Annotated in this window: 21 protein-coding genes, 4 tRNA genes and 1 other RNA gene; 12 read left to right on the top strand and 14 right to left on the bottom strand. The window is 70.9% G+C overall.

Annotated elements, in window-relative coordinates; all coding sequences use genetic code 11:
• Positions 1-9 precede the first annotated feature (9 nt).
• The 4 genes from ACGFYP_RS07770 to ACGFYP_RS07755 form a co-directional block, all read right to left on the bottom strand.
• Positions 10-2,286, bottom strand: coding sequence for an FtsX-like permease family protein (locus ACGFYP_RS07770; RefSeq protein ID WP_393487757.1), 2,277 nt, complete (start codon positions 2,284-2,286; stop codon positions 10-12).
• Positions 2,283-2,957, bottom strand: a complete 675-nt coding sequence (locus ACGFYP_RS07765; protein WP_393487754.1) for an ABC transporter ATP-binding protein — start codon at positions 2,955-2,957, stop codon at positions 2,283-2,285. The genes ACGFYP_RS07770 and ACGFYP_RS07765 overlap by 4 nt, the downstream gene beginning before the upstream one ends.
• A 69-nt stretch (positions 2,958-3,026) precedes the next feature.
• Positions 3,027-3,440 carry a hypothetical protein gene (locus tag ACGFYP_RS07760; protein WP_393487752.1) on the bottom strand — a complete coding sequence of 138 codons (414 nt, stop codon included), beginning with the start codon at positions 3,438-3,440 and terminating at the stop codon, positions 3,027-3,029.
• 226 nt (positions 3,441-3,666) lie between these two features.
• Complete coding sequence (locus ACGFYP_RS07755) at positions 3,667-5,202, bottom strand: MFS transporter (protein ID WP_393487749.1); 1,536 nt, start codon at positions 5,200-5,202, stop codon at positions 3,667-3,669.
• Positions 5,203-5,373: 171 nt separating this feature from the next.
• Here ACGFYP_RS07755 and ACGFYP_RS07750 point away from each other — a divergent pair, with 171 nt between their 5' ends.
• Together ACGFYP_RS07750 and ACGFYP_RS07745 are read left to right on the top strand one after the other, a co-directional pair.
• Positions 5,374-6,132 carry a TetR/AcrR family transcriptional regulator gene (locus ACGFYP_RS07750; protein WP_393487747.1) on the top strand — a complete coding sequence of 253 codons (759 nt, stop codon included), beginning with the start codon at positions 5,374-5,376 and terminating at the stop codon, positions 6,130-6,132.
• A 58-nt stretch (positions 6,133-6,190) separates the two neighbouring features.
• A complete protein-coding gene (locus ACGFYP_RS07745) occupies positions 6,191-6,781 on the top strand; it encodes a hypothetical protein (protein WP_393487743.1) in 591 nt (196 codons plus the stop codon).
• On the opposite strand, the gene ACGFYP_RS07740 is transcribed toward ACGFYP_RS07745, so the two are convergent.
• Positions 6,730-6,948 carry a hypothetical protein gene (locus tag ACGFYP_RS07740; RefSeq protein ID WP_393487741.1) on the bottom strand — a complete coding sequence of 73 codons (219 nt, stop codon included), beginning with the start codon at positions 6,946-6,948 and terminating at the stop codon, positions 6,730-6,732. The two genes, ACGFYP_RS07745 and ACGFYP_RS07740, sit on opposite strands and share 52 nt — an antisense overlap.
• A gap of 63 nt (positions 6,949-7,011) precedes the next feature.
• Here ACGFYP_RS07740 and ACGFYP_RS07735 point away from each other — a divergent pair, with 63 nt between their 5' ends.
• Entirely contained in the window at positions 7,012-7,941 is a 930-nt protein-coding gene (locus ACGFYP_RS07735; protein ID WP_393487739.1) for a hypothetical protein, read from the top strand.
• 95 nt (positions 7,942-8,036) lie between these two features.
• Here ACGFYP_RS07735 and ACGFYP_RS07730 read toward each other — a convergent pair.
• Positions 8,037-8,124 (bottom strand) — tRNA-Ser (locus ACGFYP_RS07730).
• A gap of 108 nt (positions 8,125-8,232) precedes the next feature.
• On the opposite strand from ACGFYP_RS07730, the gene ffs reads away from it, so the two are divergent.
• The 6 genes from ffs to ACGFYP_RS07700 all read left to right on the top strand — a co-directional run bounded on the left by ffs (position 8,233) and on the right by ACGFYP_RS07700 (position 16,806).
• Positions 8,233-8,331, top strand: an RNA gene (ffs, locus tag ACGFYP_RS07725) — signal recognition particle sRNA small type.
• Between the two features lie 112 nt (positions 8,332-8,443).
• Complete coding sequence (locus tag ACGFYP_RS07720; protein WP_393487736.1) at positions 8,444-10,618, top strand: DNA polymerase III subunit gamma and tau; 2,175 nt, start codon at positions 8,444-8,446, stop codon at positions 10,616-10,618.
• A 61-nt stretch (positions 10,619-10,679) separates the two neighbouring features.
• Positions 10,680-11,930 carry a phosphoribosylamine--glycine ligase gene (gene purD, locus ACGFYP_RS07715; protein WP_393487734.1) on the top strand — a complete coding sequence of 417 codons (1,251 nt, stop codon included), beginning with the start codon at positions 10,680-10,682 and terminating at the stop codon, positions 11,928-11,930.
• A gap of 217 nt (positions 11,931-12,147) precedes the next feature.
• Entirely contained in the window at positions 12,148-14,079 is a 1,932-nt protein-coding gene (locus tag ACGFYP_RS07710; protein ID WP_393487731.1) for a hypothetical protein, read from the top strand.
• Positions 14,080-14,261: 182 nt separating this feature from the next.
• The gene (locus ACGFYP_RS07705) at positions 14,262-15,722 is read left to right on the top strand and encodes a N,N-dimethylformamidase beta subunit family domain-containing protein (protein WP_393487728.1); all 1,461 of its coding nucleotides are present in this window, start codon (positions 14,262-14,264) and stop codon (positions 15,720-15,722) included.
• Positions 15,723-15,894: 172 nt separating this feature from the next.
• On the top strand, positions 15,895-16,806 hold the full coding sequence (locus tag ACGFYP_RS07700) for a phosphoribosylaminoimidazolesuccinocarboxamide synthase (protein WP_393487724.1): 912 nt from the start codon (positions 15,895-15,897) through the stop codon (positions 16,804-16,806).
• 48 nt (positions 16,807-16,854) lie between these two features.
• Here ACGFYP_RS07700 and ACGFYP_RS07695 read toward each other — a convergent pair.
• The 8 genes from ACGFYP_RS07695 to ACGFYP_RS07660 all read right to left on the bottom strand — a co-directional run bounded on the left by ACGFYP_RS07695 (position 16,855) and on the right by ACGFYP_RS07660 (position 21,335).
• Positions 16,855-16,930: transfer RNA gene (locus ACGFYP_RS07695), tRNA-Gly, on the bottom strand.
• A 22-nt stretch (positions 16,931-16,952) separates the two neighbouring features.
• Positions 16,953-17,561, bottom strand: coding sequence for a response regulator transcription factor (locus tag ACGFYP_RS07690; RefSeq protein ID WP_361957989.1), 609 nt, complete (start codon positions 17,559-17,561; stop codon positions 16,953-16,955).
• Positions 17,558-18,790 (bottom strand): sensor histidine kinase, encoded by a 1,233-nt coding sequence (locus ACGFYP_RS07685; protein WP_393487721.1) that lies wholly within the window; start codon positions 18,788-18,790, stop codon positions 17,558-17,560. The genes ACGFYP_RS07690 and ACGFYP_RS07685 overlap by 4 nt, the downstream gene beginning before the upstream one ends.
• Positions 18,791-18,809: 19 nt before the next feature.
• Entirely contained in the window at positions 18,810-19,574 is a 765-nt protein-coding gene (locus ACGFYP_RS07680) for an ABC transporter permease (protein ID WP_393487718.1), read from the bottom strand.
• The gene (locus tag ACGFYP_RS07675; protein WP_393487716.1) at positions 19,571-20,512 is read right to left on the bottom strand and encodes an ABC transporter ATP-binding protein; all 942 of its coding nucleotides are present in this window, start codon (positions 20,510-20,512) and stop codon (positions 19,571-19,573) included. The genes ACGFYP_RS07680 and ACGFYP_RS07675 overlap by 4 nt, the downstream gene beginning before the upstream one ends.
• Before the next feature lie 132 nt (positions 20,513-20,644).
• Positions 20,645-20,717 (bottom strand) — tRNA-Gly (locus tag ACGFYP_RS07670).
• Between the two features lie 80 nt (positions 20,718-20,797).
• Positions 20,798-20,869: transfer RNA gene (locus ACGFYP_RS07665), tRNA-Gly, on the bottom strand.
• Positions 20,870-20,981: 112 nt separating this feature from the next.
• The gene (locus tag ACGFYP_RS07660) at positions 20,982-21,335 is read right to left on the bottom strand and encodes an Lsr2 family protein (RefSeq protein WP_393487714.1); all 354 of its coding nucleotides are present in this window, start codon (positions 21,333-21,335) and stop codon (positions 20,982-20,984) included.
• A gap of 333 nt (positions 21,336-21,668) precedes the next feature.
• On the opposite strand from ACGFYP_RS07660, the gene purS reads away from it, so the two are divergent.
• Genes purS through purL form a run of 3 tightly spaced genes read left to right on the top strand, consistent with a single transcriptional unit; the run spans position 21,669 to position 24,864 of the window.
• Positions 21,669-21,938 (top strand): phosphoribosylformylglycinamidine synthase subunit PurS, encoded by a 270-nt coding sequence (gene purS / locus ACGFYP_RS07655; RefSeq protein WP_361958004.1) that lies wholly within the window; start codon positions 21,669-21,671, stop codon positions 21,936-21,938.
• On the top strand, positions 21,935-22,615 hold the full coding sequence (gene purQ / locus ACGFYP_RS07650) for a phosphoribosylformylglycinamidine synthase subunit PurQ (protein WP_393487711.1): 681 nt from the start codon (positions 21,935-21,937) through the stop codon (positions 22,613-22,615). Before purS ends, purQ begins: the two co-directional genes overlap by 4 nt.
• Entirely contained in the window at positions 22,615-24,864 is a 2,250-nt protein-coding gene (purL, locus tag ACGFYP_RS07645) for a phosphoribosylformylglycinamidine synthase subunit PurL (protein WP_393487708.1), read from the top strand. Before purQ ends, purL begins: the two co-directional genes overlap by 1 nt.
• Positions 24,865-24,876: the final 12 nt, after the last annotated feature.

The following is a 24,876-nucleotide window of genomic DNA, read 5'->3' as shown; positions in this document are numbered from 1 at the left end:
CCGGGGACGCTAGTCGCGCCGGATGTGCTCGGGGTCGACATGCCGGCGCACGAGGGGCAGCGCGGAGACCCCGGCGGCGAGCAGCACGCCGAGACAACAGGCGAGCAGCAGGGGCAACCCACTCCAGTCCCAGTGCACGGCCCCACCCCCGGTGATCAGATAACTCGACTCGGCCAGCCACCCGGTGACCACGGCGGCCCCCAACCCGACGGCGAGCGGCACGACAACCTGCACACACTGCACCACCCGCAAGGTCCCCGCCCGAGCCCCGAGCAACACCAGAGCAGCCACCTGCCCCCGCCGCTCCATGGCCCGATCGGCAACAGAAACGACGAACGCAGCCACACTGATCACAAGCCCGAGCACCATCCCAGCCGCGAGGAGACTCCGGATGACGGTCAACTGCGCGAGCGACTCGACGACGATCCCGACGGGCCTGACTTCGGCCGTGGGGGCGATGGCCCCGATGCCGTCGAGGACGGTACGGACGGTCTGGGGATCTGAGCTGCTCACGAGCGTGAGGGAGGAATTCGGCGGCAGTTCGTCTACACCGACGAGGGACGGGGGGATGAGTAGATCGGTCGAGGAGAAGGCTGAAGGTTGATAGGCGCGGAGGGTCAGCTGATCGTGTGGCACCGTCAGACTGAGCTTCCGCCCACTTTTGAGGGCGAAAGGGAAGGCGCGACCAGGCACTGTGTCATCGCTTGCGGAGCTGGCCAGGTCGTGTAGACGGAGCACCTTCCCATCGATGCAGCCGCGTGAGGCTTCGACGAAGCTCGCGACTTGGGCGCACGTGGCGACGACGCCGTCCACACTGGGCGTGAGAGGGCCGTCGTCCATGCGCGTCAAGGAGGAGAGGGTGACGGCGTGTGCCCGCGTGCCATCCACCCGGGTCATCCTGTCGTACTGCTCGCGGGTGAGTTCGTCCACAGCCACGCGGTACTCCTGCACCGGCGCTGTGCGGCGGCTGACCTGATCGAGCTCGATGAGTACCCCTTGAGTCAGAGACGTGGCGAAGATCAACAGGACGAGCCCGGTCACTACGCGGAGCGAGGCGCCTGGTTCGATTTCGGCACGACGCATTGCGAGCGCAAGCGGAAGTGACCGTGCATTGCGGGCGAGTCGGCGGGCGAGCCACATGGTGATCGGCGGAAGTCCGAAGACCAACCCTGTCCCTGTCAGCAGAACGGCAGCGGGGACGAGGAGGGTGTTAGCTGAGCCCCCAGACGGGTCTTTCCCCAGGACGCTGAGTACGCAATAGCCGCCGATGACACCGAGGCCGGGGACCAGCAGGAGCATGCCGTGCACCTTCGGTGGTTTGTGCTCGGCGGTACGGCGGACGTTGAGTGGGGTGCGCGCAGCCTCCCGCGCACTGTGTCGACCGACGAGCCAGGCGAGAGCCGGACACAGAATCAAGCAGGTGATGAGCGTCGTTGCCTCGGGCCGTCCGTCAACCGGGTACCAGTGGAGTCCAGGCAAGCCGATCCGCGCCATGATCTCGTTGACGACGAGGTATCCGCCAACGCCGAGCAGCACCCCGAGGAAGGCTGCGGCCACGGTCTCACTGGCGTTGACCCGCAGCGTGTCTTTGACGCTCAGCCCTACGAGACGTAGCGCAGCCAGCCTGCGTGCCCGGGACTCGGCGGACAGCCGAGCACATACCGATAGGAAGACCCCCAGGGGCAACAGCGCCACGCAGGTGAGAGTGAATCGCAGAATGTCGAGCGTGGACTCGTCCACCGCGTTGAACACGGGGTGTTCCGACCCGAAATGATGTAGCGGCTGAGCGTTGGCGAGCTGGGGGGCAGTAAGACCGATGTATGCATACAGATCGTCGGGTCCGATCAACCCGTCGGGACCAATAGTGCCGGTTGCTTTGCCCGGCAGCAGTCCAGACAGCCCAGGATGATCCCCTACAACTTCACGCAATCGGGGCGAGAGGATCACTTCGCCAGCGGCAGGGAGACGATCGATGCCAGGCGGAACTGGTGTTGCCCCGGAGACACGGCCGGCGACAAACACGCGACGGAGACGCTCGGACCCAAAGGAATCCTCTCGCGTAGCGAAGGAAATTCCAGTACCAGGCCCGCTGTCCTCTACTCCTGCTGATACTGGCTCACGGGGGGCGGTCCGTGCGTCGTGCCGAGCAAGGATTGTAGGGATCGTGAGAACGGCGGTCAGGCAGGCAACCCCTAGCGAGCAGCCCAAGGTCATCAACAGGAAGCGGGTTCGGCCCCGGGATCCGCCGCGCCAGAGCAGTCGCATTCCAAGGCCGAAGGCATTCATGCTGCCTCCTGGCGCGTCAGCACGCCGTCGGTCATCCTGTACTGGGTGTCAGCGTGCGCGGCCACCGACGCGTCGTGCGTGACGATAACGACGGCGGTGTTCTGATCCCGGGCGAGCCGTAGGAACTCCTTCAGTACGGCCGAGGCGTTGACGCTGTCGAGGGCCCCGGTCGGTTCGTCGGCGAACACGACATCCGGCTCGTGCACGAGCGCCCGAGCGACGGCCACCCGCTGGCTTTGCCCACCGGACAACTGAGATGTCCTGCGGTGCAAGTACTCGGTCATCCCCAATCGCCCGAGTACTTCACCGGCTGCTGTGTGTGCTGGTGCCCTGCGCCGGCCGGCGAGCCGCAAGGGAAGCGCGGTGTTTTCCTCGACTGTCAGCTCGGGCAGTAGCTCCCCATATTGGAAGACGAATCCGAACCGTTCACGTCGCAATGTGCTCAATTCCTCGTCGGTGAGCGTCGAGAAGGCGATGCCATCCAACGAGACGGTGCCACGTTTCGGTGCCAGGACGCCAGCTAGCGAGTACAACAGCGACGACTTTCCTGACCCGCTGCTTCCCATGATGGCTGCTACCTCCCCGCGCATCAGACAGAAGTTCACATCACTGACGGCCTTCTGCGTGCCATAGAAGAGGTCCACGCCCTCGGCGCGGAGAATTTCGTGCATGTCGAGCTAGCTCCTTTGTTTCCGGGAGGCCGTGGAGGCGGCCTCCCGGAATCGAGCGAAGGGAAGCCGCTATCCCCGGCTGTAGTGCTCGGTTTGGGAGCAGTTGTCGGGTCGCAGGGAGCCGCGGTCGCGGCACAGGCGGATCCACGCGTCAGTTGTGAGCTGCGCGGCACCGTCGTAGACCACCTTGTCCAGGGCCACCTTCTTGTTCTGCACGCCCTTGAACGTGTTCCAGCCGTAGCCGTTGACCCTGACCTCCACTGAGACGTTGTGCCCGTCGTTGCCATCTCGGTCTGCCAGCAGCCCCTTGAAGCGGAAACCGCCGTGGTTCCGGCCCTTGGGCTCCCACGTGTAGGCCGCAGAATCGAACGCGGCACCCTTGGTCACCAGGTTCGGGATCTGGTGCCAGCCATCCGCCACCGCCACCCCCGCCCCACCCAGGAACAACCCCGCCGCCACCGCAACCGTCGCCAACTTCCGCACGTTTCCTCCAGCTTGAGAGCACCCCGACTGGGCGTAGCGGAAAGTGTTCCAGTGATCACTGAGCGCATGCGCGGGCGGAACGTCTCTGCCGGTCCGGACCCCTCGAACCGGTGAAATCACCACACCAGTGGGACCATCGGCGCGGCCGGGCAACGCCGAAGGCCCTGACCGGTTCCCCGGTCAGGGCCTTCCACCGTGTGCAGTCTGAGGTGCTGCTCAGGTCCCGTCAGGCGACCAGCTCCGGCGTCGAGGCGGGCTGCTCCTCGGGCTGAGGGGTCGCGGTCGACGTCGGCGCCGGCGCGCTCGGCTTCGCGTCGCGCATCACCACCGCCGCCAGGATCGCCGCCGCCAGGACCCCGATCGCGCTGATCGTGAAGGTCGTCGACATGGACGAGGTGAAGGCCTCGCGGGCCGCGTTCGCCAGGGTGCTGTCGCCGCCCGCCGCCGCCAGCGCGCCGCCGATGGAGTGCTTGGCCTGGTCCGGGGCGTCGGAGGGCATCTCCGAGGCGAAGCGGCTGGAGAGGAGCGAGCCGAGGATCGCGATGCCGAGTGCGGTGCCCGCCTGCTGGATCGTGTCGTTCAGGGCCGAACCCACGCCCGCCTGCTCCTCCGGGATCGTGCCCATCAGCGCGCCGACCGCCGCCGGCATCGCGATACCCGCACCCAGGCCGAGGAGGCCGAGTCCGATCGCGGGGACCGTGAAGCCGGAGGTCGCGTCGACGGTCGTCAGGAGGGCGAACGAGGCGGCCATCACGAGCATGCCGCTCAGGACCAGCACCCGGTAGCCGACCTTGGCGGCCAGTCCGGCGCCGGCGGCGTTGCCGAGCAGGGCGGCGACGGCGAGCGGGACGAAGGCGAGGCCCGCCTTGACCGGGGAGTAGCCGAGCACGAACTGCAGGTACTGGGTGAGGACGAGCAGCAGGCCGCCGTTGCCGATCTGCACCAGAGTGAGGGACAGCGAACCGCCACTGAAGTTGCGGTGCTTGAAGAGGACCAGCGGGACCATCGGCGACGCGGTGACGTTCTCCCAGACCACGAACCCGCCCAGGGCGACGACCGCGACCACCAGCGTGATGAGACCCCGGCCCTCGAACGCGCCGTGCTGCGGGATCTCGATGATCCACCAGATCAGCGCGGTCATACCGACCGCCGACAGGACCGCGCCGAGCGGGTCCGCCTTCTGCCAGGGGCCCTTGGACTCCGGCATGAGGGTGAGCGCGGCGATGACGGCCAGGATCACGACCGGCACGTTGATGAGGAAGATGGACTGCCAGGAGAAGTGGTCGATCAGTACGCCGCCGAGCACCGGGCTGCCGACCAGGCCGAGCATCGACACCGAACCCCACGCGGCCATCGCCTTGCCGCGCTCGTCCTCGTCGAAGACGGTGATGAGGATCGACAGCGTCGAGGGCATGATCAGCGCGCCGCCGACACCCATCGCGATGCGTACGGCGATGACCTCACCGGGGTCGTCGCAGAAGGTCGCGGCCAGTGACGCGAGTCCGAAGAGCAGCAGGCCGATGACCATGACCTTCCGCCGCCCGAACCGGTCGCCGAGGCTTCCGGAGGTCAGCAGCAGGCCGGCGAAGACCAGGATGTAGGAGTCGAGGATCCACTGGATGTCCGTGGCGCTCGCGCCGATGTCCGCGGTCATCGACGGGACCGCGACGGTGAGCGCCATGCTGTCGACGACCAGGACCAGCGTGCTGAGGCACAGCACGACGAGGATCCACCAACGGCGTGGATTGCGGACGGTTTCCATGGGAGTTCCTCTTGTTCTTCTCGGCTACGCACGGTGTTCCTTCGATGCGAACACTGTACGCAGACGCGTACACCGTGCGCAAGACCTCGCTCCTGTACGCTGAATGCGCACGCTGTACGCAGCGCCATGTGCCCCACCCCGCACCACACCGCATCGACAGGAGGCGTCCCCATGGCCGAGAAGCCGAGCCCGAAGCCGAGCCCGAAGCCGAGCCCGAACCCGAGCAACCCGATCCCGTCCGTATGGGCCCGGCAGGCGGCCGCCGCCGATCAGCCCGCGCTCAGCCGCGCCGCGATCGTCCGCGAGGCGATCGTCATGCTGGACGCCGACGGCATCGAGGCGCTCAGCATGCGCAAGCTCGGCGCCCGACTGAACGCCGGCGCCACCTCCCTCTACCGGCACGTCGCCACCAAGGACGAGCTGATGGAGCTCGCCGTCGACGAGGTCTTCGGCGAGATCTCCGTACCGCCCGCCGACAGCCCCGACTGGCGCGCCGCCGCGACCGAGGCCGCCGGCTCGTTCCGCGCGTCGGCCCTGCGCCACCCCTGGCTGGCCTCGGTCCTCGGCCAGGCGGGCCTCGCCTACCTGGGCCCCAACCTCATGGCGTACTCGGAGCGGTTGGCGTCCCTCTTCACCAACGTCGGCTTCCCCGAGCCGAGTCGGGCGATCGAGACGCTCCTGGCGTACGTCATCGGCATGAGTACGACGGAGGCGGCCTGGCTCACGACGGTCGCGCGCTCCGGCGAGACGGAGGCCGACTTCATCGCCCGCCTCGCCCCCGCTGCCCAGCAGGCCGCGTCCGACCACGCCCACCTGAACGAGTCCTACCAGGAGTCCCTGGCCCTCGACCCGGTCGAGATCCGCGACTCCAAGTTCTCGTACGGCCTGGACGTCGTCCTCGACGGACTCGCTCTGCGTCTCGCCCCGTAGGAGTGATCACCGGTGTGGCGGCGTGAACCCGCGCGCCGCCCTCGCCAAGGTGGCGCCCATGCGCCTCCCTTCCCCCCGATCCCTCCCCCGATCCCTCTCCCTCCCCTTCCCGCGCCGCGCCCTGGTCCCTTTCGTGGCCGCCGTCGCACTGCTGGGCACCGCAGGCTCCGCCGTCTCCACAGCGGCGGAGGCGTGCGGCTCGATCATCACCGCCCCGCTCGCCCGGCCCGTCGCCGCCGACGACCCCTGCCCCAGTCCGGACCCGGTCGTCTGCCGGATCCGCGTCCTGCCGATGGACGAGAAGGTCGAGGCCCAGCGGACCCGGATCCGCTACCACGATCTCCTGGAGGACATGCACCGTACGGAGGCCAACATGCGCAAGGCCGGCGCCTCCGAGGAGGAGATCGCGCGCGAACTGGTCGACATGCGCAACCAGGCCAAGGAGATCACCCGTGCGGGCATGACCCCCGAGGAGGTCCGGATCCTGGAGGAGCGCAACATCGCCAAGTACGGCAACCCCCTCGGCCCGACGGCGGACCAGCTCTACGCCAAGTACGGCTCCTGGGAGAAGGTCACCGACGCCTCGATGCGCACCAGTTACGCCGTCGACCGCGAACTGAGCCTCGAGTACAGCCCCTGCCCGGTGTAGTCCAGGACCAGGACCAGGACCAGGGTCAGGACCAGGGTCAGGGCCAGGGTCAGGGTCAGGACCAGGGCCAGGGCCAGGGCCAGGGTGGGGGCGCCGTGCGTGCGCCCGGCGAGTGCGCCTTCGCGCTCCGGCGAACGGGCTAAGCGCCACCCGCGGGCGCCCACCATGATCCATAACCTGACGTCCGGCGCGTGACCTCGCGTCTGAGCGGACAGAAGGTGGGCGACCCGGTGGAACTCCCTACGGTACGGCGGCGCACGGCCGCACTCGCGGTGGCGGCGGCGACCCTGTTGACGGTGCTCGGCAGTGGCCCGGCCGGCGCGGACGGCGCATGGCAGAAGGTCGGCGGCGACGCCCGGAGCGGCGTCAGCGGGCTCGCGTACGAGGGCCGTACGGCGGACAGGAGCGGGGTGAACCTGCTGGCTGTCCACGACAACAAGCGGACCGGGCAGCAGCGGCTCTCCCGGATCACGCACCGGGACGGTTCCGACAGCGTCTCCCCGCTCACCTGGGTGGGCGCGGAGCCGGTGGACCTGGAGGCGATCGAGGCGATCCCCGGGGCGCCGGGGGAGTACGTCGCGCTCGCGGCCCGAGGCATCGTCCACCGCCTCAAGGTCGACGGCTCCACGGCGACGGTCGTCGAGTACGCGCCGCTCCCCGCGATCGGCGAGGGCGACGACTTCGAGAGCTTCGCGCTCGTCGCACAGAACGGGAAGCTCGCCGCACTCTGGGCGGACCGGGGAGCGGGCCCGGACCGCCCCGCCACCCTGTACGCGGCGCCGCTCACCTTCGCCGCGTGGGGCCAGCCGCTGTTCGGCGCCGTCACGCGCCGGCCCTACGGGGCGCCGTACCCGGTCGACGGCGGGACGCGCCACATCTCCGACATCTCGGTGACCGAGGAGGGCCGCATCCTCGTCAGCTCGGCGTCGGACGCGGGCGACGACGGCCCCTTCGACTCGGCCGTGACCGACGCCGGCCGCGTGACGGTCTCCTCGGCGGGCAGGGTCCGGGTCACCCTCGCCACCTCCCCGACCGTCCTCGGGACCTTCCCCCAGTACAAGGTCGAGGCGGTGGAGTGCCTCCCGGACTCCCCCGAGACCGTCCTCGGCACGGACGACGAGAACATCGGCGGGTACGTACGGACCCTGTCGGTCTGCTGAGTACGTACGTGTAGGTACGTGCACGTACGAGACAGCACGAAGAAGGGCCCCACCGCGAACGGTGGGGCCCTTCGACATCGTGCCCGGTGAGGCACTGGCGGAGGATACGAGATTCGAACTCGTGAGGGGTTGCCCCCAACACGCTTTCCAAGCGTGCGCCCTAGGCCACTAGGCGAATCCTCCGCCGCAAACAATACAAGACGCTGAGGGGTGCTCGCGAACGTGATCCAGAAGAGGTTCTCGTGATCGGAAGCGGGGGACCGGGAGGGGCCTGGGATCGGGTACCCTTGGCGGAGCCCCTCACGTGGCGCTATCTGACTGAACTCCCCCAGGGCCGGAAGGCAGCAAGGGTAGGTCGGCTCTGGCGGGTGCGTGGGGGGCGCTTGCGTTCCCGGGCTCCTGCTCCCGGAGGCCTGGGGCCCCGGGCTCCTGCGTTCCCGGGCGATGCTCTCGTGCTGCTGGAGTGCCCGGGTTGTCGGTGGGCGCCTATAACCTCGTATACGTGTCGTCTCTCGCGCTGTACCGCCGCTACCGCCCCGAGTCCTTCGCCGAGGTCATCGGGCAGGAGCATGTCACCGACCCGTTGCAGCAGGCCCTGCGGAACAACCGGGTCAATCACGCGTACCTGTTCAGCGGACCCCGGGGCTGTGGCAAGACGACCAGTGCGCGCATCCTGGCGCGCTGTCTGAACTGTGAGCAGGGTCCCACTCCCACACCCTGCGGCGAGTGCCAGTCCTGCCGTGACCTGGCGCGGAACGGGCCGGGGTCGATCGACGTCATCGAGATCGACGCCGCGTCCCACGGTGGTGTGGACGACGCCCGTGACCTGCGGGAGAAGGCCTTCTTCGGGCCCGCGTCCAGCCGGTACAAGATCTACATCATCGACGAGGCGCACATGGTCACCTCGGCGGGCTTCAACGCCCTGCTGAAGGTGGTCGAGGAGCCGCCGGAGCACCTCAAGTTCATTTTTGCCACGACCGAGCCGGAGAAGGTCATCGGGACCATTCGGTCCCGGACGCACCACTACCCCTTCCGGCTCGTGCCCCCCGGCACCCTGCGGGAGTACCTGGGCGAGGTCTGCGGGCGCGAGGGCATCCCCGTCGAGGACGGCGTGCTGCCGCTCGTCGTGCGGGCCGGCGCCGGTTCCGTGCGTGACTCGATGTCCGTGATGGACCAGCTGCTCGCCGGTGCAGCCGCCGACGGTGTGACATACGCCATGGCGACCTCTCTTCTCGGCTATACGGACGGGTCCCTGCTCGACTCCGTCGTGGACTCCTTCGCCTCCGGTGACGGCGCCGCCGCCTTCGAGGTCGTCGACCGGGTCATCGAGGGCGGCAACGACCCCCGGCGGTTCGTCGCCGACCTGCTGGAGCGGCTGCGCGACCTCGTGATCCTCGCCGCCGTGCCGGACGCCGCCGAGAAGGGGCTCATCGACGCCCCGGTCGACGTCGTGGAGCGCATGCAGGCGCAGGCATCCGTGTTCGGCGCTGCCGAGCTCAGCCGCGCGGCCGACCTCGTCAACGCGGGGCTCACCGAGATGCGCGGCGCCACCTCGCCCCGGCTCCAGCTGGAGCTGATCTGCGCGCGCGTGCTGCTGCCCGCCGCCTTCGACGACGAGCGGTCGCTCCAGGCCCGCATCGACCGGCTCGAGCGCGGCGCCGCGGCCGCCCCCGCCCCCGCCGCCGTCTTCACGGGCGGCTCGCCCGCGCCCGCCATGGGGTACGTGCCCGGGCCCGACGCCCATACGCCGATGGCCCCGCCGCCCCCGCCCCCGGCCGCACCCGTTCAGCAGGCCCCGGCCCCGGCCGCCCCCGCACCCGCACCCGTTCAGCAGGCCCCGGCCGCCCCCGCACCCGCCCCCGTCCAGCAAGCCCCGGCCCCGGCGGCACCCGCACCCTCCCAGCAAGCCCCCGCCGAAGCCCCCCGCCCCGGTGCCTGGCCCGGTGCCGCGACCCCCGGTGCTCCCGCCCCCGGCGCCTGGCCCGGCGCCTCGGCGCCCGCGGCCCCGGCCCCCGCCCCGGCCGCGCCCGTCCAGCCGGCCCCGGCGGCAGCCGGCCCCGCGCCCTCCGGGGACATGGCCCAAGGCGCCGCCCAGGTGCGGAACATGTGGCCGTCCATCCTCGACGCCGTCAAGAACCGGCGCCGCTTCACGTGGATCCTGCTCAGCCAGAACGCCCAGGTCGCCGGGTTCGACGGCACCACCCTCCAGCTCGGCTTCCTCAACGCCGGCGCGCGCGACAACTTCGCCAGCAGCGGCAGCGAGGAGGTCCTGCGCCAGGTCCTGGCCGAGCAGTTCAACGTGCAGTGGAAGATCGAGGCGATCATCGACCCCTCGGGCGGTGCCAACCCGCCGCCCGCCGCGACCGGCTTCGGCGGCGGCCGCCCCGCGCAGGCCTCCGCCCCGGCCGCCGCGCCCCCGCAGCAGCAGTGGGCCCCCGCGCAGCAGGCGCCGCAGGCCCAGCAGCCGCCGCAGGCCGCCCCGCCCGCCCAGCAGGCACCCGCGCCCGCCTCCGTACCGCAGGCGCAGCCGCAGCACCACGCCCCGCCGCCCGTCGCGCCCGAGGACGACGTGCCCGAGGAGGACGACCCGGACCTCGTGGACTCCGCCCTCTCCGGCCACGACCTGATCGTGCGCGAGCTCGGAGCGACGGTTGTGGAGGAATACACGAACGAGTAGGGACGTCTCGCTCGGTGGCCCGCACAAAGGGCATCCGGCCGCGCGGGCTACCCTGGCTGGCGTGAAGGTCCTCGTCATCGGCGGCGGCGCCCGCGAACACGCCCTGTGCCGCTCTCTCTCCCTCGATCCCGACGTCACCGCTCTGCACTGCGCGCCCGGCAACGCCGGAATCGCGGAGGTCGCCGAGCTGCACCCCGTCGACCAGCTGGACGGCGACGCCGTCGCACGGCTGGCCACCGGCCTCCAGGCCGACCTGGTCGTCGTCGGCCCGGAGGCCCCGCTCGTCGCGGGCGTCGCCGACGCCGTCCGCGCGGCCGGCATCCCCTGCTTCGGCCCGTCCGAGCAGGCGGCGCAGCTGGAGGGCTCCAAGGCGTTCGCCAAGGACGTCATGGCCGGTGCCGGCGTCCCGACCGCCCGCAGCTACGTCTGCACGACCGCCGAGGAGATCGACGAGGCGCTCGACGCCTTCGGCGCTCCGTACGTCGTGAAGGACGACGGTCTCGCCGCCGGCAAGGGCGTCGTCGTCACCAGTGACCTCGCCGAGGCCCGGGCACACGCCCTCGGCTGCGACCGCGTCGTCATCGAGGAGTACCTCGACGGCCCCGAGGTCTCCCTCTTCGCGATCACCGACGGTGTGACCGTCCTGCCGCTCACCCCCGCGCAGGACTTCAAGCGCGCGCTCGACGGCGACGAGGGCCCGAACACCGGCGGCATGGGCGCGTACTCCCCGCTGCCCTGGGCCGACCCCAAGCTGGTCGACGAGGTCATGGACACCGTCCTCCAGCCGACGGTCGACGAGCTGCGCCGCCGCGGCACCCCGTTCCAGGGCCTGCTGTACGCGGGTCTCGCGATCACCAGCCGTGGCGTACGGGTCATCGAGTTCAACGCCCGCTTCGGCGACCCGGAGACCCAGGTCGTCCTGGCCCGGCTGCGGACCCCGCTGGCGAGCGTCCTGCTGAACGCCGCCAACGGCACCCTCGACAACGAGCCGCCGCTGAACTGGCACGAGGACGCGGCCGTGACCGTCGTCATCGCCTCGCACAACTACCCGGCGACCCCGCGGACGGGTGACCCGATCGAGGGCCTGGACGAGGTCGCGGCGCAGGATGCCCCGCACGCGTACGTCCTGCACGCCGGGACCAGGCGGGACGGCGACGCGATCGTGAGCGCCGGCGGCCGCGTCCTGTCCGTCACCGCGACCGGAAAGGACCTGGCGCGGGCCCGCGAGAGGGCGTACAAGGCGGTCGGCCGCATCCGTCTGGACGGCTCGCAACACCGTACGGACATCGCACGCAAGGCCGCGGGGGAGTGAGCCCCTAACCGCCCCGAACCGTCATCACCTTTACCCAAAGCCATTCCATCGAGTGACGGCTGAGCCATCCGGATGACGCCCGCCGAAGCCCCAACTAGGGTGCGGCGAAGGCGTTCCGGCACTTGGCCCACCGGCATTGCGATGTCAGTGGCGGGTGCCACAGTGGGGGAGTGAGCAACACCGCCACAGGCAGTCCCGACGAGGGCAGGAGGGGGTGATGTACGGCGTGTCCGGTACCGGTTCCGTTGTCGGCGAGGAGATGGGTGCGCGCGCCGCGCGCTCCCGGGCCCTCGGCGTGCTCCGCGTCCGCGGCAGGGCACTGGGCGTCGCGCTGCTCCCCGCAGCCGCGGCCGTGATCCTTTACGCGGGCGGGGTCACGGGTCACATGACCGGGCCCGGCTGGGACACCGCCCGCTGGGTGGTCACCGCGCTCGCGCTGGTCGTCCTGCTCGCGGCGGCGGCCGTCGCCCTGGTGATCGCGCGCTCCCGGCCCGCCGTCACGCCGACGGTCGAGCTCTCCGAGCGGGCCGCCCCCGATCTGTACCGGATGGTGCGGGACCTGGCCGACCGGCTCGGGGTCCCCGCGCCCTCCGCGATAGCCCTGACCCCGGACTGCGACAGCTGGCTGGAGGACCGTACGCATCCGGCGCACGGCTCGCCCGCCTCCGGCCGCCGGCGCTCCACCGACGCGCCGGTCCTGGTCATAGGCTCGCCCTTCCTGTGGTGGATGCGTGTCGGCGAGCTGCGCGCGGTCCTCGCCCCCGTCGTCGCGGGTACGGCCCCGGCGGCGCACCCCGACATAGCCGCGGCCCGCCGCTTCGTGCAGGGCCTCGACGCCGCCGTCGCCGCTCCCCGCAGCCCCGGGCTCGGTCCGGTCGGCAGGCTGGGCGCGCGCGGGATCGCGTGGGTCGCCCGGATCCTGCTGCGCCTGTGCCGCGGGCACGCCGCCGAGATGGAGCGGGGTGTCGCCGTGGCCGGCTCCGAGCGTGCTCAGGCTGTGGACTACGGAATCCGGATCGTCGCCCAGGAGCAGGTCGGCCTCGCCTACGCGGGCTGGGACCGGCTGCTCACCCGGGTCGCGCTGCCCGCGTGGCGGATGGGCCGCTGGCCGGCCAGCCTCGACGTGGGCGTGGTCGCGGCGCTCACCGAACTCTCCCGCCGGGACCGCCTCGCCGAGGGCTTCACCTCCCGGCTCGGCGAGCGCCCGGCCTGCGACCTGCTCGAAGAGCCCGGCGCCGTGGACGAGGCCGCCTCGCTGCTCGCCGCCCGGCTCTTCCACGGCGGCCCGGCCGAGCCCGGCCCGGACTGGTCCCCTGTCGACTGGAGCCAGTACCCGGAGGAGGTCGTGGACCGGAAGTGGCGCAGCGACGCGGCCCGCCTCCACCACGTCCTCGACGAACTGGGCGTCCTCCCGACCGGCCCGAGCCTGTCGAGCGGGACGAGTACGGGTCCGGGTACGGGTACGGGTACGGCGACGGGTACGGGAGTCGGGACCGGTGGCGGGACCGTCAGCGGCGCCGAGCCCGGGACCGCGGCCGAGACCCGGATCGAGCCCGAGCTCCAGCCCGGGTCCGAGACCGTGGACGGTCCGACCCTCACCCGCGTCCTGACCCACCTGTCGGCCCACCACGCGTCGGCCCACCAGAAGCCCGTGCCTCAGGCCGTCACCCCGGCCACCCCGGCCGAAGCCCCCGCCGACACCCCCACCGCCGACACCCCCACCCCCGAAGACCCCGACCCCGAGCACCCCCTCGCCGCGAACCCCGCCGCCGACGCCCTTGCAGCCGCCCTCACCGCCCATGTGGCGCGTGAGGAGGCCGCGCGGCCCGTGGCCCCGAAGCCCGCGCCGCACACCGACGCCGTCGGGGGCGACGCGCTGCCGCTCTTCCCGCTGCAGCCGCCCCGGACCGGGCGGGATCTGCTCGCCGACCACGTCACGGCGATGGTCTGCTGCGCCGCCGTGGACACCGCGGGCGCCGCCCCCGGCCTCGACTGGCTCGACGGGCCCGCGCTCCTCGTCGACGGCGTGCGGAGCACGGACCTGACCGCCCGCGTCCTCGCCCTCGTCGAGGACGGCGACCCCGACCCCCTCCACGCCTGGCTCGCGGAGACCGGCGTACGCCCCGAGAAGCCCGTCCGCCTCGTCTGAAACACCGACTGCCCCGGAAGCTCGCCTTCCGTTCACGTCAATTCGCGACGAACGGTGACGGAGTGCGTGCGTTATGTGATGTGCTGGAGACCGGCACTGACAGCAGCACATGACAGCTCACGACAGCTCCATGTGCGGACGACGGAAGACGGCGCGCGGGGGAGTCGAGGGAGGGGCGCGACATGGGGGCGGATCAGATCAGGCGGTGGGAGTCGGGTGCGCTCGCCCACGCCGTCACCGACCCGTTCGGCCAGGGCCCCCTGCCCTGGCTGCGCGGCTCGGAGAACTATTTCGACGACACGGGCCAGGTAGTCCCCTGGTACGCCGACGAGACCCTGGCCCGCGGCGGCAGCGGAGGCCCGCGCACCGCCGACGACGTACGGAGCCAGATCAAGGGCTTCGTCTCCAACGGGGCCGTGGCCCCCGGCGAGGCGATCGATTTCCACATCACCGTGGACCCGCCGCAGCAGTTCTCGGTCGACATCTACCGGATCGGTCACTACGCGGGCGAGGGCGCCACCAAGATCACCACGAGCCCCCGGCTCTCCGGCATCGTCCAGCCGGCCCCGCTCACCGCCGACCGCACGGTCTCCTGCCACCACTGGTGGCAGTCCTGGCGGCTGCAGATCCCGGCCCACTGGTCGATCGGCGCGTACGTCGCCGTGCTCACCACCGCCGACGGCTACCGCTCCCACATCCCCTTCACCGTCCGGGACGACCACCCGGCCGACCTCCTCCTCGTCCTCCCGGACATCACCTGGCAGGCGTACAACCTCTATCCGGAGGACGGCAGGACGGGCGCCAGCCTCTACCACGCGTGGGACGAGCAGGGCCGGCTCCTCGGCGAGGAGGACGCGGCGATCACCGTCTCCTTCGACCGCCCCTACGCGGGTGCGGGCCTCCCTCTCCACGTGGGCCACGCGTACGACTTCATCCGCTGGGCCGAGCGGTACGGCTACGACCTCGCCTACGCCGAGACCCGCGACCTGCACGCCGGCCGCGTCGACCCGACCCGCTACCGGGGCCTGGTCTTCCCCGGTCATGACGAGTACTGGTCCGTGCCCATGCGCCGGACCGTCGAACTCGCCCGCGAGCAGGGCACCTCCCTCGTCTTCCTCTCCGCCAACACCATGTACTGGCAGGTGGAGCTGGGGCCCTCCCCGTCCGGAGTCCCCGACCGCCTCCTCACCTGCCGCAAGCGCCGTGGCCCCGGCCGCCCCGCGCTCTGGCGCGAGATCGACCGCCCGGAGCAGCAGCTGCTCGGGATCCAGTACGCGGGCAGGGTGCCGGAGCCGCACCCGCTGGTCGTACGGAACGCGGACCACTGGCTCTGGGAGGCCACCGGCGCCGGGGACGGGGACGAGATCCCCGGCCTGGTCGCGGGCGAGGCCGACCGTTACTTCCCGCGCACCGCGCTTCCCGAGCACGAGGGCCGCATCCTGCTCGCCCACTCGCCGTACAGGGACAGTGAGGGCGCCCTGCGCCACCAGGAGACCTCGCTCTACCGGGCCCCGTCCGGCGCGTGGGTCTTCGCCTCCGGCACCTTCGCCTGGTCCCCCGCCCTGGACCGGCCGGGCCATGTCGATCCCAGGATCCAGCGCGCCACCGCGAACCTCCTCGACCGCATCTGCAAGCGGGACTGACCGGCCGAGCGGGACTGACCGGCCTGGAGGGACTGGACCGGCCGGACTGGACCGGCCGGGCGGGACCGGCTGCGGTCCCGACTGACCAGGGCGTTCGAGGGGTCGCGCGTCGCGCACCCCGCGTGGTGCGAGAGAATCGAACCGTTCCTGGATCAACCTACGCGGAGGAACCGTGTCCGGATTCGTAGAAAAGCCCGAGCCTGTTCAGGTCCCGGGCCTGACCCACCTCCACACGGGCAAGGTGCGTGACCTCTACCAGAACGAGGCCGGCGAGCTCGTGATGGTGGCGAGTGACCGCATGTCCGCGTACGACTGGGTCCTGCCGACCGAGATCCCCGACAAGGGGCGGGTGCTCACCCAGCTCTCCCTGTGGTGGTTCGACCGGCTCGCCGACCTCGTCCCCAACCACGTCATCTCCACCGACGTCCCGGCCGGCGCCCCAGCCGACTGGGAGGGCCGCACCCTCGTCTGCCAGTCCCTGAAGATGGTGCCGGTCGAGTGCGTGGCCCGCGGCTATCTGACCGGCTCCGGCCTGGTCGAGTACAAGGAGTCCCGTACGGTCTGCGGCCTCGCGCTCCCCGAGGGCCTCAGCGACGGCTCCGAGCTGCCCGCGCCGATCTTCACCCCGGCCACCAAGGCCGCCGTCGGCGACCACGACGAGAACGTCCCGTACGAGGAGGTCGCCCGCCAGGTCGGCGCGGAGACGGCCGCCCTGCTGCGCCAGACGACCCTCGCCGTCTACGGCAGGGCCCGGGGCATCGCCCGCGAGCGCGGGATCATCCTCGCGGACACCAAGTTCGAGTTCGGCTTCGCCTCGACCGCGGACGGTGAGCGGCTGATCCTCGCCGACGAGGTCCTCACCCCGGACTCGTCCCGCTTCTGGCCGGCCGACCAGTGGCAGCCGGGCCGTGCCCAGCCCTCGTACGACAAGCAGTTCGTCCGCGACTGGCTGACCTCCGCGGCCTCCGGCTGGGACCGGACGAGCGAGCAGCCGCCGCCGGCCCTCCCGCAGGAGATCGTGGACGCGACCCGCGCCAAGTACATCGAGGCGTACGAGCTCCTGACCGGCAACACCTGGAAGTAAAGAGACACGAAGAAGCCCCCGGTCCGAGAGGACCGGGGGCTTCTTCGATGGAGCGGACGACGAGATTCGAACTCGCGACCCTCACCTTGGCAAGGTGATGCTCTACCAACTGAGCCACGTCCGCATGCGCCGTAGCGCGGAGCCAACTATACCCAACCTTTCTCGCGTGCGAGACGCACCGCCGTGTGACGGTTCTCGGCACCGAGCTTCGCGGCGGCCGAGGAGAGGTAGTTCCGGACCGTTCCCTGCGAGAGCGAGGCCCGCTCGGCGATCTCCGCGACCGGTGCGCCGTCCGCCGCGAGTTCGAGCACCTCGGCCTCGCGCGCGGTCAGCGGGGAGTCCCCGGCGGCGATCGCGTCGGCCGCCAACTCCGGGTCCACGTAACGGTTTCCGGCGTGCACGGTACGGATGAGCTCGGCAAGCCGCTGGGCGCTGACGGTCTTCGGCACGAAGCCCCGCACGCCGGCCGCGAGCGCCCGCTTGAGGTGTCCGGGGCGGCCGTGACTGGTCACGATCATGGTGCGGCAGTCGGGCAGTTCGTCCCGCAGGGCTGTGGCGACCCTCACACCGTCGAGGCCCGGCATCTGCAGATCGAGGACGGCGACATCGGGCCGGTGGGCGCGGGCCATGGCGAGCGCCTCGGGTCCTGTGGCGGCCTGGGCGACGACCACGAGATCGTCCTCCAGGGCGAGCAGCGCGGCGAGCGCGCCCCGGATCAGGTGCTCGTCGTCGGCGAGCAGCACGCGTACGGTCACGACTCCGCTCCCCGCCCCTGCGCGGGGACCGGCACCAGCGCCGTCACCTGGAACGTACCGTTGCCGTCCGGGCCCGCCTCCAGGGTCCCGTCGACCGCCGCGAGCCGCTCCCGCAGCCCCGCGAGCCCCGAGCCGCGCTCCATCACCGCCCCTTCCCTCACGCCGTCGTTCCGTACCGTCAGCAGCACCGAACCGCCCTTCTCCCGCAGCGAGATCGCGCACGTCCGCGCGTCGCCGTGCCGCAGCACGTTGGTCGTCGTCTCCCGCACCACCCAGCCGAGCACCGACTGGACGCCGGCCGGGAGTTCCACGGGCACCGGGTCGATCGCGCAGTCGATGCCGGCGGCCCCCAGCACCCCGCGCGCGCCCTCCAGTTCGACGCGCAGGTCGGCCTCCCGGTAGCCGCGCACCACGTCCCGTACCTCGCGCTGGGACTCCTGCGCGATCCGCTGCACCTCGATCATCTGGTCGACGGCCTCGGGCCGTTCGCGCCGCGCGAGCTGGACGGCGAGTTCGCTCTTGAGGGCGATCACCGACAGGTTGCGGCCCATGACGTCGTGCAGGTCGCGGCCGAAGCGGAGCCGTTCCTCGGCGACCGCGAGCCGGGCCTTCAGGTCGCGGGAGCGCTCCAGCTCCCAGACGATCTTCATCAACCAGCCGGAGAACCCGCAGGCGGCGGCGAGGCCGCCACCGCCCAAGGTGATCGCGACGGCGTAGCCGAGGGCCTCGCCCGGGTGGAGCCCCATCGCCACGACGGCGACGCCGGTCGCGAGCGCGGCGACGGGGACGACGTACAGCATGCGGCGGGGCCTGCGGATGCAGAGCACGAGGCTGCCCACGGCGAAGGTGATCATGCCGGTGACGACGGCGGCGGCGACGGCGGGGTCGCCGAGCACTCCCGTGGCCCGCAGCGCGATCACGGTCAGCGAAGCGACCGCCGTCAGGACGGTCATCGCGGTCGCGAGCCGGACCGGCCGGTCGCGCCGATCCAGGGCCCAGTCCAGGGCGCGGGAGGAGAGCACGGCGTTCAGTACGGCGTGTACGCAGACCAGCAGGGTCAGCGCGAGGCCGAGGGGGGTGCCGAGCGGGTTGTACCCGGCGTCCGCGATCGGTATGAGACCGATGGCGGCGATCTCGATCACCATGAAGAAGTGGAAGCTCCAGCGGGTGTACAGCTCGACCTTGGCCGCGCTGTCGCGCCCGCTCCACCACCCCGTCAGCCTGGACACGCGTCCGGCCCCCTTCTTTCTAGCGACGCGGTTCCCAGCGGAACCACTTCCGGACAGCAAACACGGTGAGGACGCCCCAGGCCAGCGTGGTGAGCGCGGCGGTCACCAGGTCCTTGGTGTCGCCCACGCCGAGCCAGCCGGCCCGGACGAACTCCATGACGCCGCTGAACGGCAGCAGTTGGGTGATGCTCGCGGCCAGGTCGGGAAGGACGTCGCGGGGCACCATGACCCCGGAGCCCATGGCGGAGATCAGGAAGAACGGCAGGGTGGTGAGGCCCGCGCTCTCGACGTTCCGTGTGATGGCGGTGGTCGCGGCGGCGAGGCCGGCGAGCAGCAGGATCGCGGCGACCAGCCCGAGGACGAGCAGGTCGGGCCTGCGCGGCGCGGGTACGTCGAGGACGAGGGCGCCGCCGACGGTGAGGACGGCGCACTGGACGAGCGCGATGGCGGCGGAGGGGAGTGCGGCGCCGCCGAGGATCTCCAGGTCGGTGGCCTCTCCCGTGCGGAGCCGCTTGAGGACCAGTTCCTCGCGCCGGGCCACGAGGGCGGAGACGAGGCCCATGTAGACGACGAGGACGAGGACCATCCCGGTGCCGCCGATGAGGGTGGTGCCCGCCATGCCGCCGGGCAGCTCGTCCGGGCTCATCTGCCCGAGCGAGGACCGCAGCACGAAGATCATGAGGAGCGGCATCAGGAGGGCGATGAAGAGGTTGTTCTTGTTCCGCCCGAGGAGGGTGAGTTCGGCCCGTCCGAGCGAGGTCATCCGGCGTGCGGTCGCGTTCATCGGGCGGTCTCCAGGTCCAGGTCGAGCTCCGGGCCGAGGGCGTCGGTGCGGGAGGCGATCTCCAGGAACGCCTCTTCGAGGGTGGCCGAGCGGGCGTCGAGCGCGTCGAGCCGTACGCCGGACTCGCGGGCCCAGTCGAGGAGTTCGCCCAGCGCGTCCTGCAGCGCGTGCGTACGGATCTCCACGCGGCCGCCCTGCGCGGCGGCCTTGAGGGTGAGGGGGAGCCGGCCGGGCTCCACGCCCTCGGGGAGGGTGAAGCGGATGCGGGCGGGCCGGGCGGCGGTGACCTCGGCCGGGGTGCCGGAGAGCACGATCCGCCCCTGGTGCATGATCGCGAGCCGGTCGGCCAGGGACTCTGCCTCCTCCAGGTAGTGCGTGGTGAGGACGACGGTCGTCCCCTCGTCGCGCAGCGCCCGCACGAGCGCCCAGGTGTCGCGCCGTCCTTCGGCGTCGAGGCCGGTGGTCGGCTCGTCGAGGAAGAGGACCTCGGGGCGGCCGAGGAGTGCGAGGGCGAGGTCGAGGCGCCGGCGTTCGCCGCCGGAGAGCTGCTTGATCCGCACCCGTTCGCGGGAGCCGAGGCCGACGGCCTCCAGGGCCTCGCCGGTCGGGCGGGCGCCGGTGGTGCAGCCCGCCCACATCCGTACGGTCTCGGCGACGGTCAGGTCGGACGGGAAGCCGCCCTCCTGGAGCATCACCCCGATCCGGGGCCGGACGGCGGTCCTCTCCCGGTACGGGTCGTGGCCGAGGACCTGGACGGTGCCGCCGCTCGGCGCGGCGAGGCCTTCCAGGAGCTCGACGGTGGAGGTCTTACCGGCTCCGTTGGTGCCGAGCAGGGCGAAGATCTCGCCTCGGGGTACGGCGAAGGAGATTCCGTTGACGGCTTCGTAGCCGCCGGAGTAGCGCCGGCGGAGGCCCTCCGCCACGATCACATCGGTCATGGTTCAAGGCTCGCGGCCGGGCGGGCCGCCCGGCAGTGCGCGCTGTCATCACTGCGCATGACAAATGTCAGGTGGAAGATCCTGGGCATACGACGAAGGCCCGGTTCGTGAGAACCGGGCCTTCGATCACTGAGCGGACGACGAGATTCGAACTCGCGACCCTCACCTTGGCAAGGTGATGCTCTACCAACTGAGCCACGTCCGCATTGCTGCCGCTCAGCTCTCACTGGGCGGTGCGAGCACCACTGTACCTGATGCACCGGAGTGCTTGGTAATGCGATGCAGAGCGGGTGACAGGAATTGCACACTGCGCCTTCCCCCTGGAAGGGGGATGTTCTACTACTGAACTACACCCGCACGCTGCGTGAGGTTCGGCTTTGCGGCCTTGCCCCTCGGCGTGATCCAGACTCTAGCCGATCGGCGGGGGTGGAGTGCAACTCGGTTCCCGGCGCGGGGTCGGGGCGCCGGCTCAACTGGCCTCGCGGAACGCCTCGTAGACCCGCTTGGGGATGCGGCCGCGGGCGGGCACGTCCATCTTGTTGGACTGCGCCCAGGCGCGGACGGCCGCCGGGTCGGGGGCGAGGGCGGTGTGCTTGTACGAAGCCACGGAGGCGGGTGCGCCGCCTGCCCTGGTGGTGGCGGCCCTGCCCGTCAGCTTCCGGCCGGCCGCGAGGTACGGCGCCAACGCCTTGCGCAGTTTCTTTGCATTGGCGGGATTCAGGTCGATCTCGTACGTCTTCCCGTCCAGGCCGAACGCAACCGTTTCCGCCGCTTCTCCGCCGTCGATGTCGTCGAAGAGACTGACCACTACTCGCTGAGCCACGGATATCGGTCCTTTCCTGCGGCGCGCCGTGATCGTACCGAGGCGTGAAGCGCCTCTGACGTGCGGCGACACCGGCTTTTCGGCTGCCCCGGGCCAATGCTGCTTTCCTCTGTATTCCTTTGTACAGCGGTAGGCGTCGCATTGTGAAGCCCAGCCAATTGCATCAGCGTGTCCCGCCGCAATGGGCCGCGCAATATTTCACTTGAATTTTCCGTGGGGATCTTCGGAGATCTCCGGGAGGCTTTGTAGGGTCCTCCAGTCCTCTACCCGCGTAGAATTTGGAGGCAGGTACGCTGAGGGAACCGCCCACGCAACACACCACCGGGAGTGCCAGTGGCACGCGTCGTAGTCGACGTCATGCTCAAGCCGGAGATCCTCGACCCCCAGGGCCAGGCCGTGCAGCGTGCACTGCCCCGCCTCGGATTCGACGGAATCGCCGACGTCCGCCAGGGAAAGCGCTTCGAGCTGGAGGTGGAGGGACCGGTCGACGAGGCCGCCCTCGCCCGCATCCATGAGATGGCCGAAACCTTCCTCGCCAACACCGTGATCGAGGACTTCACCATCAAGGTCGAGTCCACGGAGACCGCCGGGGCCTCGTCGTGACCGCACGCATCGGCGTCGTCACGTTCCCCGGAACGCTCGACGACCAGGACGCGCTGCGCGCCGTCCGCCTGGCGGGCGCCGAGCCCGTCTCGCTCTGGCACCGCGACAAGGACCTCAAGCAGGTCGACGCCGTGGTCCTGGCCGGTGGCTTCTCCTACGGCGACTATCTGCGGGCCGGAGCCATCTCCCGCTTCTCGCCGGTCATGGAGCCGCTCATCGAGCAGGCCAAGGCGGGCATGCCCGTCCTCGGCATCTGCAACGGCTTCCAGATCCTCACCGAGGCCCATCTGCTGCCGGGCGCGATGCTGCGCAACAACCACCTGCACTTCATCTGCCGCGACCAGAAGCTGCGGGTGGAGAACGCGGACACCGCGTGGACCGCCGACTACGAGCAGGGCCAGGAGATCCGGGTCCCGCTCAAGAACATGGACGGCCGGTACGTCGCCGACGAGCGGGTGCTCGACGAGCTGGAGGCCGAGGGGCGGGTGGCTTTCCGCTACCTGGACATGAACCCCAACGGCTCGCTCCGCGACATCGCGGGCATCACCAACGCCGCGGGCAACGTGGTCGGCCTCATGCCGCACCCCGAGCACGCCGTCGAGCCGCTGATCGGTACGGGTCGTACCGACGGCCTCGGTTTCTTCACCTCGATCCTCAAGAAGCTGGTCAACGCCTGATGACTCTGGACACGGTCAAGCACGCGGCCGAGACGCCGGACAGCGAGCAGCCCTGGAAGGAACTCGGCCTCAAGGAGGACGAGTACGCGCGCATCCGCGAGATCCTCGGCCGCCGTCCCACGGGCGCCGAGCTCGCCATGTACTCCGTCATGTGGTCCGAGCACTGCTCGTACAAGAGCAGCAAGGTCCACCTGAAGCAGTTCGGCGAGAAGGTCCCCGAGAACGACGCCATGCTCGTCGGCATCGGCGAGAACGCGGGCGTCGTGGACGTCGGCCAGGGCTACGCGGTCACCTTCAAGGTCGAGTCGCACAACCACCCCAGCTACATCGAGCCCTACCAGGGCGCGGCCACCGGCGTCGGCGGCATCGTCCGCGACATCCTCGCCATGGGCGCCCGCCCGGTCGCGGTCGTCGACCCGCTGCGTTTCGGCGCGGCCGACCACCCCGACACCAAGCGCGTCCTCCCCGGCGTCGTCGCGGGCATCGGCGGCTACGGCAACTGCCTGGGCCTGGCGAACATCGGCGGCGAGGTCGTCTTCGACGAGTGCTACCAGGGCAACCCGCTGGTCAACGCCGGCTGCATCGGCGTGATGAAGCACGAGGACATCCACCTCGCCCAGGCCTCCGGGCCCGGCAACAAGGTGATCCTCTACGGCGCCCGTACCGGCGGCGACGGCATCGGCGGTGTGTCCGTACTGGCCTCCGAGACCTTCGACGACTCGAAGCCGACCAAGCGGCCCGCCGTCCAGGTCGGCGACCCGTTCCAGGAGAAGCTCCTCATCGAGTGCACCCTGGAGATCTTCAAGGAGAAGCTGGTCGCGGGCATCCAGGACCTGGGTGGCGCCGGACTCTCCTGTGCGACGTCCGAGCTGGCCTCCGCCGGCTCCGGCGGCATGCGCGTCGAGCTCGACCGGGTCCACCTGCGCGACGCGACGCTCTCGCCCGAGGAGATCCTCATGAGCGAGTCGCAGGAGCGCATGTGCGCGATCGTCGAGCCCGAGCACGTCGACCGCTTCCTGGAGATCTGCGAGAAGTGGGACGTCATCGCCACCGTCATCGGTGAGGTGACCGAGGGCGAGCGCCTGGAGATCTTCTGGCACGGCGAGCAGATCGTCGACGTCCCGCCGCGCACGGTCGCGCACGAGGGCCCGGTCTACAACCGGCCGTACGCGCGCCCCGAGTGGCAGGACGCGCTCCAGGCCGACGACGCGAACAAGCTGCCCCGGCCGCAGAACGGGGCTGAGCTGAAGGACCAGGTCCTGAAGCTGATCTCCTCCCCGAACCAGGCGTCCAAGTCCTGGATCACGGACCAGTACGACCGGTTCGTGCAGGGCAACACCGTCCTCGCGCAGCCCGAGGACGCGGGCATGGTCCGGATCGACGAGGAGACCAACCTCGGCGTGGCCATGGCGACCGACGGCAACGGCCGGTACGCGAAGCTCGACCCGTACGCGGGCGCGCAGCTGGCGCTCGCGGAGTCGTACCGCAACGTGGCCGCCTCCGGCGCCAAGCCGCTGGCGATCTCCAACTGCCTCAACTTCGGTTCGCCCGAGGACCCGGCCGTGATGTGGCAGTTCGCCGAGGCCACCCGTGGTCTCGCGGACGGCTGCCTGCAGCTGGGCACCCCGGTGACCGGTGGCAACGTCTCGCTGTACAACCAGACGGGCGAGGTCGCCATCCACCCGACGCCGGTCGTGGCCGTGCTCGGTGTGATCGACGACGTCAACCGCCGTACGCCGATCGCCTTCGCGGAAGAGGGCCAGCTCCTCTACCTGCTCGGCGACACGCGTGAGGAGTTCGGCGGCTCGGCCTGGTCCGAGGTGATCCACCAGCACCTCGGCGGTCTGCCGCCGGCCGTGGACCTCGACCGGGAGAAGCTGCTCGGCGAGATCCTGATCTCCGCCTCCCGCGACGGCATGATCGACGCGGCGCACGACCTGTCCGACGGCGGTCTGATCCAGGCGGTCGTCGAGTCCTGCCTGCGCGGCGGCACGGGCGCGCGCCTCGTCGTCCCGGAGGGCCTGGACGCCTTCACGTTCCTCTTCAGCGAGTCGGCGGGCCGCGCGGTCGTGGCCGTCCCGCGCAGCGAGGAGCTCCGCTTCACCGACATGTGCGGCGCGCGGGGTCTTCCGGCGACGCGGATCGGTGTCGTGGACGGCGAAGAGATCGATGTGCAGGGCGAGTTCGGCATCGCGCTGAGCGAGCTGCGCACGGCGCACGAGGCGACGATCCCGGCCCTGCTGGCCTGATACGCGGCACGG

The sequence above is a fragment of the Streptomyces sp. NPDC048370 genome (assembly GCF_043200825.1).
In the GTDB taxonomy this organism is placed as follows: domain Bacteria; phylum Actinomycetota; class Actinomycetes; order Streptomycetales; family Streptomycetaceae; genus Streptomyces.
The sequence above is the reverse complement of the archived record's forward strand: the minus strand, read 5'-3'. Positions and strand labels throughout refer to the sequence as shown.

Bases quoted from the DNA above. Each gene is read 5' to 3' on its own strand.
- ACGFYP_RS07770 (WP_393487757.1), bottom strand. From the start codon at position 2,286: ATGAATGCCTTCGGCCTTGGAATGCGACTGCTCTGGCGCGGCGGATCC.
- ACGFYP_RS07765 (WP_393487754.1), bottom strand. From the start codon at position 2,957: ATGCACGAAATTCTCCGCGCCGAGGGCGTGGACCTCTTCTATGGCACG.
- ACGFYP_RS07755 (WP_393487749.1), bottom strand. From the start codon at position 5,202: ATGGAAACCGTCCGCAATCCACGCCGTTGGTGGATCCTCGTCGTGCTG.
- ACGFYP_RS07750 (WP_393487747.1), top strand. From the start codon at position 5,374: ATGGCCGAGAAGCCGAGCCCGAAGCCGAGCCCGAAGCCGAGCCCGAAC.
- ACGFYP_RS07745 (WP_393487743.1), top strand. From the start codon at position 6,191: ATGCGCCTCCCTTCCCCCCGATCCCTCCCCCGATCCCTCTCCCTCCCC.
- ACGFYP_RS07740 (WP_393487741.1), bottom strand. From the start codon at position 6,948: ATGGTGGGCGCCCGCGGGTGGCGCTTAGCCCGTTCGCCGGAGCGCGAA.
- ACGFYP_RS07710 (WP_393487731.1), top strand. From the start codon at position 12,148: ATGTACGGCGTGTCCGGTACCGGTTCCGTTGTCGGCGAGGAGATGGGT.
- ACGFYP_RS07705 (WP_393487728.1), top strand. From the start codon at position 14,262: ATGGGGGCGGATCAGATCAGGCGGTGGGAGTCGGGTGCGCTCGCCCAC.
- ACGFYP_RS07680 (WP_393487718.1), bottom strand. From the start codon at position 19,574: ATGAACGCGACCGCACGCCGGATGACCTCGCTCGGACGGGCCGAACTC.
- ACGFYP_RS07675 (WP_393487716.1), bottom strand. From the start codon at position 20,512: ATGACCGATGTGATCGTGGCGGAGGGCCTCCGCCGGCGCTACTCCGGC.
- purL (WP_393487708.1), top strand. From the start codon at position 22,615: ATGACTCTGGACACGGTCAAGCACGCGGCCGAGACGCCGGACAGCGAG.